Source organism: Shewanella abyssi (assembly GCF_023284025.1).
GTDB classification, from domain to species: domain Bacteria; phylum Pseudomonadota; class Gammaproteobacteria; order Enterobacterales; family Shewanellaceae; genus Shewanella; species Shewanella abyssi.
In genome coordinates, this window is sequence record NZ_JAKIKR010000038.1 from 16469 (window position 1) to 31426 (window position 14958).

Below are 14958 nucleotides of genomic sequence, written 5' to 3' on the forward strand. Positions count from 1 at the left end.
GTAATAGATGAGCAGTCCCGAGTTACTTCGTAGCTTTATTGCGGCGGCAGATGCGGGCTCGTTTAGCGCTGCAGCAAGGTTGCTTGGCAAGCATCAGGCAACGATAAGCGGAAACATTGCACGACTAGAAGATGAACTCGCTGTAACCTTGTTTGATCGTGTCGGCAAGTACCCTGAGATAACTCAGCAAGGACTCGCGCTCTATGACAGTGCAAAATTAGTCGTTGAGAGCTGTGCCAGGTTTGATAGAAATGCATTAAACCTGTCTGCGGGGTTACCCTTGCTAATAACGCTCGGTTTAGATGAAGATCTGCCAATAAGCCCGTTAATGGGCTTATTGATAAAAATTCGTAGGAAATATCCTTTATTAAAACTCAACATTCTAAGAGAACCTTCACAGCGGCTGTTTCAATTAATAGAACAAGAACAATTAGACTTAGCATTGTCATTAACGCTCGAAGGGCAGTCGAATATTTATGAGTATAAAGCGATAGGCAAGGCGGATTATTACTTGGTTTGTGGTGAACGCCATCCATTTGCTAGAAAAGCAGTCATTAGTACCGATGAGATGATGCACTCAACACAAATCTTACAACGTTCATTGGCTAAAGGTAGCTATACAACTGCAAAAGTCGCGTTCGACACATGGGAATGCCAAGGGTTCGAAGCACAATTAGAAGCGGTTAGAGCGAACATTGGCTGGGCTTTTCTAGCCAATTACCCAGAGCAACCTATGCCAGAGGGGATCACACGCTTTAATGCTGAATTTGCAGCAACTGACTTTACCTCTCAATATGATGTAATCTGGCCAAAAGGACGTGCTATCACAGAAATAGAACAATTTATTTCTGACCAACTGAGTGATCTATTCATTCGGGAATGAGTTAACGTTGACCCCGCAGAACAAAAAAGCCGCATCACATGCGGCTGTTATTTAATTCGACTTAAACGCTAGCGACACTATTTAGTTAGCTTAACCAAATGGTCTGCGTAAACGTTCACATCTTCCCAATCCGTGTAATCAATGACAGCCTTTGGATCGGTTGGACCCTTGGTCATTTTCATAATAAATTGGATCATTAAACGGTCATACCAGCGCCATGATGGATAATCAACTTTACCCGCAATCACCTTTACATCGAGTGGTTTCCAAGGTGAAAGCTCAATAAATTTCTGCAGGTACTTATTATTTTCAGGCACACGTTTCTCTGGGTTGCGGGCTACCACGTTAACGCTGAAGAAGCTGGCAGGTTTCGCTGAAAATGCTGCTTGATGTTCTGTAACAAAATCAAACACCGACTTATGATATGAGCCGTAAAGCACGCAAGCACCAAGTGCGACTGCATCATATTTAGACCAATCTACCCCTTCGGCCTTAGCTTCATTAATATGCATCATGTCGCACTGATGCCCTTCGCTAACGATACGGTCGGCAATCGCGCGACTAATCCTAGCAGTATGACCGCCACGAGAGTAGTAAAGTACCAATACTGATTTATTCATTATTCCAACTTGGAAGATTTCATATTGATTTCATTGTTACAGTAAACTAACGATTTAACAGAAGAATGGATCACAAATTAGGCACAGCTCATATTATCAACATCAAAAATTGAGATCCTTACACTGCATAGGTATATTGTTTTATAACTCCATCTCAATTAGAATAAACTAATTAAAGGCTATCAAGTGAGTAACCGTATGCAACAAGAAATCGATGTAAGTGCAATGGTAACTAATGCCCAGTGTGCTGCAAAATGGCTAAAAGCAATTGCAAACCCATACCGGTTAATGATTTTATGTTTACTCCTAGATAAAGAGTTAAGCGTGACCGAGTTAAATGAAACGGTACCACTAAGCCAATCAGCATTATCACAACATTTAGCCGTATTACGTTCTGAAGACTTAGTCGCTACTCGTAAAAGCTCACAAGTGGTGTTTTACACGCTAAAGAACGAGCAAGTTACCGAAGTCATCTCGATACTACATCGTAAATATTGCGCTTAAGCTTGCTCTTCGACATAAAAAAGCCTGCTCAATAGCAGGCTTTTTTGTCCGTCATAACCAAGGCTGGCGTCGATAATCATTACCGCTCTGCAAAGCTACGGGCAAACTCATCGACTTGAGTCCAATTAGTAAATTCAAATGTACCGCTGGTATCCGTTGGCCCTTTTGTCATCCACATAATAAAACGGATCATTGTCTTATCGAATAATCGATATTTAGGGTAATCAATTTTACCGGCAAACACCCCGAGTTGTTGCGGCTGCCACAATGAAAGTGCCAGAAACTTTTTCATATATGGGTTAGTTTCTGGGGTGTTTTTCTCGGGTTTTCTCGCCACCACATTCACCGATAAAAAGGCATTTGTCTTCGCACTCAATACAGCATGGTGACGATTAATAAACTGGTACAGCTCTGGCCTATGCTTACCATATCGAATACTAGCAGCAACTAAGATCTTGTCGAATTGAGCCAGGCCAATACTTTCAGCTTCATCTAACGATGCCAGCGTTACCGTCGCGCCGAACTGCTGATTAATATTTTTAACCTGTTCACAAATCGCTTTGGTTTGACCATCAACTGTCGAATAGATAACTAGTGTATTGCTCATTAACGTCCTACTATTTTCTGATTCAAATTATGGCCAAGGGCCCACGACTTTAATGTAATGCTGAATGATTAAAGCTAGCTTAGCAATCAATGTCATGCTGTACTTTTTTTAGTTTTTCCAAAAAGTCGGTGTAAACAAGATTAATAAGGTAAAGACCTCTAAGCGACCAAATAGCATCGCAAATAACAACACCCATTTCTCGCCATCGCCGATGCTGGCGTAGTTACTGGCAACCTCTCCTAAGCCTGGACCCAAATTGTTTAGGCATGCCGCGGTCGCACTAAATGCCGTAATCGCATCCATGCCCATCCCCATTAAAATGAGCATACACACCACAAATACCAAGGCGTAGGCAGAGAAAAATCCCCACACAGCATCGATAACCCGATCCGGCAGCGCTTTACCACTAATTCGAATTGAAAACATACCACGAGGATGTACCAATCGCTTCAGCTCACGTGAGCCTTGTAACAGCAGTAAGATAACCCTCATCACCTTAATACCACCAGCAGTAGAACCACCACTGCCACCGATGAAGCTCGAGAAAATCAACAGAATAGGTAAAAACAGTGGCCACGAATGAAAGCTTTCAGTGCCAAAACCAGCGGTAGTGGACACCGATACGGCCTGGAAAAGCGCATAATCTAGCGTTTCTTCAGCAGAGTCATAAATACCAGATTGGTACAGAGTCAAAAAACAGATCGTTGTTAACGCCAATTGAATCACAATCAACACTTTAAATTCAGCATCTTTGAAATAGACTTTAAGGTTGATCCTCCGGCGAGAAAAAGCGGCAAAATGCAGGCTGAAATTCAGTGCTGCAATGAGCAAAAAGACCACACAAACCATATTTATCGCAGGACTATCAAAATAACCCATACTGGCATCGTGAGTGGAGAACCCGCCTATCGCAATTGTTGAAAACGAATGACATATGGCATCAAATACATCCATACCAGCAGCCCAATAAGCGACGGCACAGGCTACCGTTAGGGCTAAATAGATATACCAAAGCGCCTTAGCCGTTTCTGCAATTCTCGGCGTCATCTTACTGTCTTTAACCGGCCCTGGCGTTTCAGCGCGATATAGCTGCATTCCCCCCACGCCAAGCACAGGTAAAATGGCGACGGCTAATACAATAATCCCCATTCCACCTAGCCACTGCAGTAGGTGTCGATAAAAAAGTATCGCTTTGGGGAGGCTGTCTAACCCAACAATAACGGTGGCACCCGTTGTCGTTAGTGCAGAGAAAGATTCAAAAAAACTATCGGTAAGACTAAGAGAGGGTTGGCCGGAGAAAATGAACGGCACGGCACCAATGGAGCCAAGTACCACCCAGAAGAGGACAACTAACAGAAACCCCTCTCGGGTACGCAGATCTTTACGATGACGACGGTTAGGATACCAAAGCGTAAACCCAAGTATGAGACACAAAACAAACGCCTGAATAAACGCCATGCCGCCGCCATCTTTATAGATAACAGCAACAAGGGCTGGCGGAAGTAAAGACATGGAAAACAACCCCATCAGTAGGCCTGTTATTCTTATTATTGTTCTATATTGCATTGGATCCCATTGCTAGCACATTTTTACTCAAATGCATTTTCGCATACTTCGTTATAATGTTCACAACCGATTTACTTATAGTAATCGTAATCCGATTGAGTTTACTCATAGACTGCGACTAACAGCCCTTGGCTAATGGTTGCCAGCTCTTGGTTCAAATCCTTTTTAAAGCGTTTGGGGATAGCAAATTGAATACTGATTTGCTCGGTAAAGGCTTTGTCTTCAATAACAACATCAAACAGTGAAAAAAGATGTTCGACGTCTTTAAGCTGATGATAGCCACACACCAAAAACCCAGGGTATCGGATCTGTTTTAGCTGAGTCTCTAGTTGAGGCAGCCCTTTTTTAAGCCCCGAACTATAAGCCCGAACCAGTCCACCCACACCTAATTTAGTGCCGCCAAAATAACGGATAACCACAGCACCGATCTCACCAATATTAGAGCCTTGTAGCGACGCTAACATAGGTCGCCCCGCACTGCCTGATGGTTCTCCGTCATCGCTAGAGCCTATATTGATACTATCATCCGGTGCGCCAGCCACAAATGCATAACAATAATGGTTAGCACCGGGGTATTCAGCCTTCAGGTTAGTAAGTACACACTTAAACGCTATAGCTGATTGACAATGAAAGATGCAAGAGATAAAGCGGCTATTTTTTATCTCTTCTTCAATCAATAGTTCGGCTGCAGGGATGAGATAACTCTCACTCAAAATAAGCGACTCATTTTATTTTTCAGGGTAAGTACTGCACTAAAATAGCTCATATATTTAGCGATTAAGCCCAAAGTTTCGGGTCATATTTTCAGTTCGGTCACTGTGAACTATCACGTTATCTTCAATGCGTATGCCACCAAATGGACGCAAGATATCGACGGTGTGCCAGTTTATCTGCTGCTGACGCTTATCTTGCTTCAACTCAGCCAATAAGGAGTCGATAATATAGACACCGGGCTCAATCGTTAATACTTGGTTTTCAGCTAAAGTGCGGGTACAGCGTAAAAATGGATGGGCTTTGGGTGAAGCAACATGAGTGCCCTTTTCATCGGCAAGGAACCCCCCCATATCATGCACCTGTAAACCAAGCATGTGTCCTAACCCGTGAGGGAAAAACACGCTGGTGATCCCCTGCTCAACCAAGCCGTTGGCATCACCTGAAACGACATCAAAATCAATCAGTATTTGTGCCAGTTTATGGTGAGTTGCAACATGCAAGTCAGCGTAATTAACGCCTGGTTTCATCATGGCAATGATCTGCAGCTGCATATTATCCATCGCAGTAATGAGATCGTCGAAAATGTTTTTCTCAAATGCGTAACTTCGAGTGATATCTGAGGCATAGCCATGAAAGTTAGCGCCGGCATCAATCAAGAAAGAGTGCCTATGGGCAGGTGTTGTTTGCTCAAGCGCAGTGTAATGCAATATCGCCGCATTCTCATTTAGCGCTACAATACTGCTGTAGGGCACTTGGTTTTCACCTTGCGCAATCGCGCTGAGGTAAACCTGCAGAATTTCAAATTCGCTAGCACCATTGTAGAAAGCCGTCTTTGCCGCTTGATGGCCGGTGACTGCAATGCTATTGGCCTTTCTCATACAAGCTAACTCATAGGCCGTTTTATCGGCTCTATGGTAGTTAAGGTAACTTAAGACTGAATCAGGATTACGCCTGCTAAACCCAAGTACGTCAGCAACATCTAGATGCTCGCCAATATAGGCCCAATCAACGATATCTTTTGGCAAAAACTCTGCCACTTTATCGGCCTTGGTTAGATACTTAATATCTACATACTCAGCCCAAAAATCGGTTGGTTCATCTGCCACTTTATGCCAGAAATCAACAGGACGATAAAAAATGAGTGTCGGTTTATCTCGACCATTAACCACTAACCAGGAGTTGGGATTATCGGTTACTGGTAACCAGGCTTTAAAGTGAGGGTTCACCTTAAATGGATAGTCCATGTCATCTAAAAACTGTCGATGGGGTTGGCCTGAATGGATCACTAGGCCAGACAAGTTTTCACGAGAAGTGATATCGGCCACGCGGCGATTTAACTCGCTAATATGGTCACGATAAAGATGCGCTAACTGTTCCATGAGAGTTACCTTATTGTTATATCGACGTTGGCTCAGTCTATCACAAGGGGGGTAAAACTCTAGATTTGTCGCAGCACGACAACTACTGCGAGCCACGAGCGTAAAAGGATGATATTCATGCAGAATTAAAAGGCGTAGTGCAGGCTGAATTTAGCAAACTCCTCATTTTTTAAGGCATATAAGCGTCGATCATCCTGACTTGCCGATAGTACCCCCATAACCTTGGCCTTAATACGCAAGTAATCACTCAATCGATATTGGCAACTAAGCTCAGCGTATTGACTGGCATAATCAAAATCATAGCTGTATAGCAACCTTATCTGAGCGGCATTTTCAGCAAATTCAAACTTAGTGCCGATAAACAGATCATTTTGCCCATGAGATTCGGCGCGTTCGCCCCGGTCATCAAAAACATACTCAGTAATCACCACCAAATCTTGTATTGTGTCTGCAAACACATATAACGGATATTCAATACCTATGTTACTTGCGACAAAACCACGCTCGAGCTCTCGACCCGTTTTGAACTCCCATTTGTAAGTGAGTGAGTCGGTTAAATAGACGGCGTCAAAGAGCAGATTTTCGGTTTGAATGTAGTAAGGTATCAACTGCTTGGTCTGCTGACTTGGGATCAACAATGGGTCTCGTCGAGTACCGCTAAAGTAGCCAATGGCAAACTCAACATCATCAATATAGAACAGCCCTCTAGCCGCGATACCGCCATCCTCCTTATTATCCTCGAAGGTATTTTGCTCCGATATAGGCAAACCATAAGCAGGTCTCAGTGGAAAATCGCGTGCGGTGAATGTCGGTATGAAATAAACACCTAGCTCCCCTGCATCCAATCGATAGCTCAGTGAGGCAAACACCTGCCCTTGCTTTACCTTAGTATCGAGACTTTCTCTAATGTCAGACTGGTTAATGACGTTGACTAAATTAATCGACTCTGACACCCCCCAAAAGAAGGTATCAATACCACCAGCGACACTGATGTTACCCCAGCGCCCTGACACCTTTGCTTGTCGAATGTCGGTATAACGTCTGTTGTCGTCGGCACTGTCCCATTGAGCAAAAAGCTTGCCATCAAGCTTGATAGGGCCAAAGCGATGAGCCGCTTGAATCTCTCCACGCGCACCATACGCTAGGTCATCAATATTAATTTGCGGGCTGGCAGTCTCTTCAAAGTAATAGCGAGTGGTTGCAGCAAGATCAATATTCAGCGTATCGATTAGGGGCTGTGCTAAGGCGTTAGCACAACCCATGGTAAGCAATATTCCTACAACCAGTTTTGCCGGCAAACCTAATCTCCTAAAGCACTACGATGAAAGTCTTGCTCAGTTAAGCCAGAAGCGAATATGATATTTTGATAACTGAGTATGGTCGCCTTCCCCGTCTGAACATTCTTCATCTGAACCAGATCGGGTCGCCAGTATTTATCTTGATATAACTTAAAACCAGAGGCGCTAAAGACCTTTAATAATGACTTTTTCCTATCGAAGTATTTGATCTGAATAATCTTACTGTCTTGATTATCAATCCATAACTCCTGCTTGCTATAGCCGGAATGTTTATCCACTGGAAAGCGTTCAATAACATCACACTGCTTACCGGCAAACTCTGCCGCACTGGCTGCAATCAGCTCACAGGGCTGACTAAACAGATAGTTATAGCTGTAATCCTCTAGATCTTTATTGGTCATATCCTCAAAGGAGAACTCGCTACCGACAAAGGCGCCCGCTTTATTACGAGAACCGATACGTTTAACTCGGCTAACTTCTGGAAGGTATAACCACTGTTCGTCGGATGCTGATTTTGCCGGGTGAGTCAGCAGTGCAGTGCCATTGATATCAGCAGGGAAGGTAAACTTAATCAGCGACTTATCACCGTCAATTTCATTTTCCAATACGCTAATATCTAGCTTGCGCGTGGTCTTAGCACCGCTTTTGCTATAAAGCTCCATCGTTAACATGGCGCGACTATCTGTAAAGCCTTGATCTCGCTGCTCAACAACGCTGGCAATAGCATAACCTTTTTGCTCCGTGTCAGTATTGGCTTGGCTTACAGCTGCAAAGCACAGGCTGTAACCACAGATCATACCGGCAAGAGTTGTGTTATATTTTTTCATCTTGTGCTCACTTGGCTTGTTCTAGGGTCAATTGGGTTTGTGCTTGCCGATGGGGCAGCTTGCGCATAAACTTTAAGACAATGGCGGGCAATACAATAAGATCAAACAGCAGCGCTAACACTATAGTGCCACTGGTTAATAACCCCATTTGCGCATTCTTTTCAAAAGAGGAGCTCGATAGCAGCATAAAGCCGACAACCAATAAAATGGAGCTGATCACAATCGCACTCATGGTATGTTCAAAGGTGACGGTGACACTTTGCTCTGGCGTCAATCCTCTCTTTAACCCTTCAATATATTGATAAAGAAAATGCACCGTATCATCGACAATAATCCCTATCGCCATCGCCGAGACACCTGCCAAACCCATTGATATATGCCCCTGTACGCAATACCAGAAACCAAATGCGGCGCCAACCGGAATAAGGTTAGGGATCAGTGTGAGGATGCCAATATAGAAAGAACGGAATACCGCCGCTAACGCGAGGGAGATAACCAGAAAAGCGACTAATGCTCCCTGTAACAGGCTATAGATATTGCTCTGGCCAACATGGGAGAAGATAAGCGACGGGCTAGAGTGCTCAAACGTCAGCCCTTGAACATTATTAAGCTGTAACCAAGCGGATACTCTGGTTTCAAATGCTAACATCTCCACCGAGGTCATATTTTTTAACCTAGCCGTTAATTTTAGCGATGACTTATCAAAGCTCACTTGGTTACCGACATCTTTACCAAAGGGCAATGACATCTCATAAAGTAAAAAGTGTTGCGCTGCAATTCTTGCGGTTTCAGGTATGCGGTAGTACTGGCTATCATCACCGTGCATTAATCGATTCAGTTGTTTTATTCGATGCAATGGACTATCGGTGATCACCACCTCTTTTTGCTGCAACAGCCAAGTATCAAACTGTTCAATAAACTGCAGGTAGGATGGCGAGAAAATACCATTCTCTTTATTACTCGAAAGTGAGTAGCCAATGTTATATAGACCAGAAAAGTGCTGATCGATCTCTTCCGCTTGTACTCTAAAAGGAACGCTCTCGTTAAAGTACTTAATCAAGTCATCATCGGTTTCGTTCAAAAAGCTCAATGAAGCAAACAGGATACTAGCAGGCAAGAAGATAAACAGTATTGGGTTGCGGTATTGAATAACGACTGCGGCCAAGCCATTCATGCGCTGAAAAATATGAGTCACCATGGTCTGCTTAGCCGATATTCGCATCGACAAAAGCAGTCGTGGTAATAAGGTGAATGACAGTAATAGAGAAAACAATACGCCAAACGCGACGATGTTACCTAAATCTCTAAACGGTGGCGAGTCACTGGTATTCATCGCCAGAAAACCGATAACAGTGGTTAAATGGCTAACAATAATAGGCTTGGCATTATGCTGATATGAACTCAATACCGCATCAAATTGCGAGACACCCAATATCAACTGCCGCTTTACGTAACTGATAATATGGATGCTAGAAGCAACAATAACGGTAAACATAATGATTGGTGCCGATACCGAAGGCGCTGAAAGATTGATCCCTAACCAACCAGCGAGGCCTAACGCTGCCATTAATGACAGCACTAACACCATTAGAATACTAAGTGCAGCTTGGGCAGAGCCCAGAATCACTCCAGCAGCCACCAGCACAAATACAATCATTAACGGTATTAGGGTGGTGAAGTCTTTTTTAGCGGCTTTAAAAAATGCCCCATTCATAGTGACAAGCCCTGTCACATAAAATGAATGATCTGGATAGACTTTTTCAAACTCAGCGACATACATCTCTACCGCTTGGGTAATGGCGAGTATTTCCGCTTTGTGATTATCACCAGGCATTAGCGTGGTGACATTAATGGCAGTATATAAGCCATCTCTAGTGACTAAGCTGCCGAGTAAATCTCGTTCTCCCTCAGCGGCTTGCTTAATAAAATTTAGTCTGGCTAAGTCCAACTGTTCAGGTTCATAAAGTAGCTCTTCAATTTCGATATCGTCGCCAGTAGCCCAGCTGAAAGGGAAATTAGTCAGAGAATCAACTCTTGACGAAAAGGGTATTTGCCACAGTTTGTCGGTCAGTTGGTAGATAAGCGAGATAGTTTCAATGTTATATATCTGCCCCTGCTTCGGCTTGATCATGATAAAAACATTATCTGTCGCCGTATAGGTTGCATCCATCTGCTCTAAAGCCAGTAGATCGGTGTCTTGCTCATCAAAAAATATTTTATAGTCGCTCGCCAAACCCATATCTTTAAGGCCAACGATACTGATGCCAGTAATAACTAAGCAGATAAATAGCATCCAAGAAGCCGTTTTGGAGGTCAATATGTCGCGCCATAGAGTGTCCTTACTCATAGCAAACTCCTTTTTTAATAAATGATTCAACTTGGCTAATCACCAAGTTAACATCCTTCTCTACGCCTAAAATCAGCTCAGAGGCTCGGCAACTAAGCCACTTTTGCCCAATCAAAAAGAGTCCAGGCTCAGGGGTGAGCCCTCGATCTTGGGTGAAACCTCGCTCATCAATACACTCAGGAATTTTAAGCCAGTCGGTTTTATCACGATAACCAATGGCCCAGATAACGACATCGACCCCATCTAAACGACCATCATTGAAATAAACACGACGATCAGCCACCCGTACCAAACGGCCCTTTAACGTGACTCCCATGGCGCGTAAATGTTTATTATTAAACTGTCCACAGGGCACTGGGTTACGCTTTTTGATGATCTGCGCAACTTTACTACTAGGGTCTGCAAACAAAATACCCGCGACTTTTAGCCACCAGAATATATCCTTACCGAGAATAATATTAGGCGGAAAAGTGCGCTTTTTGCCTTGAGATAGAGTGACATTACAACGCGTCGCCAAGCCACCCGCTATTTGCCGCCCCGTAGCGCCATCGCCCACCACCAGCACTCGAGTCCCACTTTCGATATCTGCTAATGATGGTAATAATGCAGAATGTTGAACGACTTTTCCTGACAAGCCATCGGCAAGCTTGGGGATAATGGGTGATTGGTTTGCCCCAGTGGTATTGATAACCACTTTAGCCGACAGCTCTGTACCGTTCTGAGTTGTAATACAAAACGCCCCCAGCCTTTTCTCCATCGCAATGACTGCAGTTTGCTGCTGAATATTAAGATTGAAGGTGTCGGCATAGCGGCGTAAGTATTGGCCCATCTCCGACACGGCGGGGAAATCTTGTGGGTCACCTGGAAATTCCAGCCCAGGAAGTTGGCAGAACTGACGGGAGGTAAACAACTTCATACCTTGTAAGCGATGATCCCATACCTCACCGATATTATTGCGTTCCAAAACAAGGTAATTAATACCCTGTTCCTGCAATCTTTTAGCGGCATATAAGCCATTTTGGCCAGCACCAATAACAACAACATCGATTAATGACACCCTATGCAACCTCTACAGCTTGCACTGATTTTTTTTCTAAGAATTGAATCAATGAGTTAATCGTTGGGTAATCGAAGGCTATCGTTGGCTCAATTTCAACTTGGGTGTGATCTTCAATAATGGCAGATAGCTGTACATGCCCAGTAGAGTCCAGCCCTAAGCGAGAGAACGAAGTATCAAGATGCTGCTCAGCGCTAAACTCTTCAACCGCTTCGCTGAGATATTGGCTTATAGCCTTGGTTAATGTCTGTTTACAAAATTTCATGGTTAAGTCCTTTAACAAAGTCGAGCTTCATAAGAGTGCACTACAAGCGGTACGTTTGACTTTACCGCTGGTGGTTTTAGGGATGGTGCCAGGTGGGACGACTAAGATACGGTCGAGGGTGATCTCATGTTCCTCAGTCACCATTGCCTTAAGGTCATCAGTCATTCGACTGAGTTTGTTATCAGCTAACGCCTGTCGGCTGACCTCTACAATTGCGGCAAGTTTGGTCTGGGAGTCTCGCTGAAACGAAAATACTGCGGCGCCATTGCCTTTAGCGGCATAGCGATAAGAGCGGCAAGTTCTTTCTATATCATAAGGATAAATATTACGGCCTCGGACAATAAGCAGCTCCTTAATTCTGCCGCTAATATATAACTGCTGAGCTAAGATAAACCCCATATCACCCGTGCGAAGGAAGGTTTGCGGATCACCACTGGATAACTTGGCGTAAAACTCATCTGCGGTTTTAGCGGGTTGATTTAGGTAACCCGCGGCAACAGAGTCACCAGCGATCCAAATCTCTCCCGTTTCATTTGAACGACATATTTCAAACGTATCGGGGTTAACGATACGAACAGTAAAATCGTCATTGATCGCGCCGCAACACACCACTTTGACACCATCGGCCTTAGTCTCTACACGGCCAAGCTCAAATAATGCCTTATCTACAGTGATGGACTGCACCCCTGTACCTTTGGGTCCACCGGAGACAAAAAGCGTTGTTTCTGCCATGCCATAGCTGGGAAAAAAAGCATTGCTATCAAAACCTAAATGATAGAATCGCTGGGAAAACTGCTGCATTGTTGAGGCACTTACGGGTTCGGAACCATTCAAAGCAATCTTCCAACAACTTAAGTCTAAATCGGACAAGTCTTCAGTTTCACGGATCAAATTGACGCAGTGTTCATAACCAAAATTAGGGGCGGCAGAGCAGAAAATTCGATACTGCGAAATGAGCTTGAGCCAGCGACTGGGTCGCTGAATGAAACTCATCGGAGGCATAAAAACATATCGCCCAGCAAGATAGAGCGGCAGCAGCATATGCCCTACTAGGCCCATATCATGGAACTGTGGTAACCAACCGCCAACAACGGCGCCTTTAGGATGCTGACATGACTGCTGCATAACCTGCATGTTATGCACAATATTGGCTTGTGTGACCATCACCCCTTTAGGGCTGCTCGTTGAACCCGAGGTGTACTGAATAAACGCAACTTGATCCGAAGTTACTGCAGGAATATCTATATCTTCCAGCGTTCGGTAATGCTCATCAATCCAGATAAAATCAGACTCATGGCCGCCTTGAGTTTCGGTCAGCTGTTTGCAGAGGGATTTTTGGGTATCGGCAGTGGTTAGAATCGCCTTTACTTTGGCATCCTCTAAAATGGTTAACGTACGTTCAAATTGCTTAGCGTTGCGAGTAACATTAAGCGGGATAGCAATAACACCAGCACGTAAACAAGCTAAGAAATCAACAATAAACTCTAACCCAGATGGGAAAAGCAGTGCCACATGTTTGTTTCTATATCCCAATAAGGTCAGCAGTTTTGCCCTAACTTCAACTTTTTCCACTAAGGCTTTATAGGTCAAGTGTAAGGCGGTCTCTGGGCCTCGAGGTTGAAATGAGCAGGCGATGCTACTGGCTTCATTCCGTGCATGATTTGTGATGATATCAGTTAACAAAGGCGTGGCCGGTGTATTACTCATGACGGTTCACTGCCACTGATCCGCAGCAACTGCTGCACTTCAGTCACTAAGGCATCGACAAACCGACTAATTTGCTGCTCATCAGTAAAACAACCAAAGCTCACTCTAATTGCCCCAAGCACTTGCTCTTCGGTCAACCCCATCGCCGTTAGCACATGGGACAGTTGCTTAGTTTTGTTGTTGCTGCAGGCTGACCCGACGGAAATAATAAAACCATGCAACATCTCCATCCTCAGCGCCAGCGCCTCGCCACGGATCCCATTAATGGAAATGTTGAGTGTGTTAGAAAGTGCTGACGCATAATTCGTAGCGCCATTAAACGTGAGTGCGATAGGAGAGTTTTCCAATAACGTCATCATTTGCTGCTTTAACTTAAAGCAATGACGGTCCCAAAATACCAGATCCTTTTTAGCTTCGTCTGCGGCAATGGAGATCCCCGTCATTGCGACCAAGTTCTCGGTACCTGAACGCATAGAAAACTCTTGCCCACCACCATGGATCAACGGCTCTATGGAGTCTCTGTCTTTTATGTAAAGACTACCAACCCCCTTAGGACCATAAAATTTGTGTGCTGAAAGCGATAGGTAATCCACCCCAAGCTGCTGAACATCAACTAAACGTTTGCCAACGAACTGCACCGCATCAACATGAACAGGAATCGCCTTTTCTGCGGCAACCTTGCAGATCTGTTCGATAGGTTGAATAGCGCCGGTTTCATTATTGGCAAACATAATGGTGGCCAATTGGGTATTAGCTTGGATCGCGGACTCAAAATCGGCAACCGATATATGACCATCGATATTGGGCTGTAAATAGGTCACGCTAAAGCCGAGTCGCTCGACACAGTACTTAACAGTATCGAGTACCGATGCATGCTCCATCGAGGTGGTAATGATGTGGCCAGGATGACTCAGATGTTTAAATAACACCCCTTTAATCGCCCAGTTGTTGGCTTCAGAACCACCGGAGGTGAAAAAAATATTCTCCGAACTAGCACCAAGCAGCCCAGCGAGGTTTTCTCTTGCTTGCGAAATCACCGCTCTATTATTGACCGAATACCGATTAGGGCTAGAGGGATTGGCAAAGAGATTAATAATGGGTTGCATAGACAATGCAACGCCCTTAGAGATTGGCGTCGTTGCATTGTAGTCAAAATATCCTTGCAGATGCTGTTGGTCCACCTG

At 44.3% G+C, this 14958-nt stretch carries 14 protein-coding genes; 2 read left to right on the forward strand and 12 right to left on the reverse strand.

Features of this window, described 5'->3' with window-relative positions; all coding sequences use genetic code 11:
* Positions 1-7: 7 nt before the first annotated feature.
* A complete protein-coding gene (locus L2755_RS15485) occupies positions 8-883 on the forward strand; it encodes a LysR family transcriptional regulator (RefSeq protein WP_248981583.1) in 876 nt (291 codons plus the stop codon).
* 77 nt (positions 884-960) lie between these two features.
* On the opposite strand, the gene hemG (L2755_RS15490) is transcribed toward L2755_RS15485, so the two are convergent.
* Positions 961-1503, reverse strand: a complete 543-nt coding sequence (hemG, locus tag L2755_RS15490) for a menaquinone-dependent protoporphyrinogen IX dehydrogenase (RefSeq protein WP_248981584.1) — start codon at positions 1501-1503, stop codon at positions 961-963.
* Between the two features lie 198 nt (positions 1504-1701).
* On the opposite strand from hemG (L2755_RS15490), the gene L2755_RS15495 reads away from it, so the two are divergent.
* Positions 1702-2007, forward strand: coding sequence for an ArsR/SmtB family transcription factor (locus tag L2755_RS15495; RefSeq protein ID WP_248981611.1), 306 nt, complete (start codon positions 1702-1704; stop codon positions 2005-2007).
* A gap of 79 nt (positions 2008-2086) precedes the next feature.
* On the opposite strand, the gene hemG (L2755_RS15500) is transcribed toward L2755_RS15495, so the two are convergent.
* From hemG (L2755_RS15500) to L2755_RS15550, 11 genes are all read right to left on the reverse strand, one after another.
* Positions 2087-2614 (reverse strand): menaquinone-dependent protoporphyrinogen IX dehydrogenase, encoded by a 528-nt coding sequence (gene hemG / locus L2755_RS15500; protein WP_248981585.1) that lies wholly within the window; start codon positions 2612-2614, stop codon positions 2087-2089.
* A 108-nt stretch (positions 2615-2722) separates the two neighbouring features.
* The gene (locus L2755_RS15505; protein ID WP_248981586.1) at positions 2723-4180 is read right to left on the reverse strand and encodes a TrkH family potassium uptake protein; all 1458 of its coding nucleotides are present in this window, start codon (positions 4178-4180) and stop codon (positions 2723-2725) included.
* Positions 4181-4281: 101 nt separating this feature from the next.
* Complete coding sequence (locus L2755_RS15510; protein WP_248981587.1) at positions 4282-4893, reverse strand: YigZ family protein; 612 nt, start codon at positions 4891-4893, stop codon at positions 4282-4284.
* Positions 4894-4950: 57 nt separating this feature from the next.
* Positions 4951-6273 carry a Xaa-Pro dipeptidase gene (pepQ, locus tag L2755_RS15515; RefSeq protein ID WP_248981588.1) on the reverse strand — a complete coding sequence of 441 codons (1323 nt, stop codon included), beginning with the start codon at positions 6271-6273 and terminating at the stop codon, positions 4951-4953.
* 125 nt (positions 6274-6398) lie between these two features.
* On the reverse strand, positions 6399-7571 hold the full coding sequence (locus tag L2755_RS15520) for a hypothetical protein (protein WP_248981589.1): 1173 nt from the start codon (positions 7569-7571) through the stop codon (positions 6399-6401).
* 2 nt (positions 7572-7573) lie between these two features.
* Positions 7574-8398, reverse strand: a complete 825-nt coding sequence (locus tag L2755_RS15525; RefSeq protein ID WP_248981590.1) for an outer membrane lipoprotein-sorting protein — start codon at positions 8396-8398, stop codon at positions 7574-7576.
* Positions 8399-8405: 7 nt separating this feature from the next.
* Entirely contained in the window at positions 8406-10745 is a 2340-nt protein-coding gene (locus L2755_RS15530; RefSeq protein ID WP_248981591.1) for an efflux RND transporter permease subunit, read from the reverse strand.
* A complete protein-coding gene (locus L2755_RS15535) occupies positions 10738-11802 on the reverse strand; it encodes a flavin-containing monooxygenase (RefSeq protein WP_248981592.1) in 1065 nt (354 codons plus the stop codon). Before L2755_RS15535 ends, L2755_RS15530 begins: the two co-directional genes overlap by 8 nt.
* Before the next feature lies 1 nt (position 11803).
* The gene (locus L2755_RS15540; protein ID WP_248981593.1) at positions 11804-12067 is read right to left on the reverse strand and encodes an acyl carrier protein; all 264 of its coding nucleotides are present in this window, start codon (positions 12065-12067) and stop codon (positions 11804-11806) included.
* Positions 12068-12094: 27 nt separating this feature from the next.
* Entirely contained in the window at positions 12095-13774 is a 1680-nt protein-coding gene (locus L2755_RS15545; RefSeq protein ID WP_248981594.1) for a fatty acyl-AMP ligase, read from the reverse strand.
* Complete coding sequence (locus L2755_RS15550) at positions 13771-14955, reverse strand: cysteine desulfurase family protein (protein WP_248981595.1); 1185 nt, start codon at positions 14953-14955, stop codon at positions 13771-13773. The genes L2755_RS15545 and L2755_RS15550 overlap by 4 nt, the downstream gene beginning before the upstream one ends.
* Between the last annotated feature and the right edge of the window lie 3 nt (positions 14956-14958).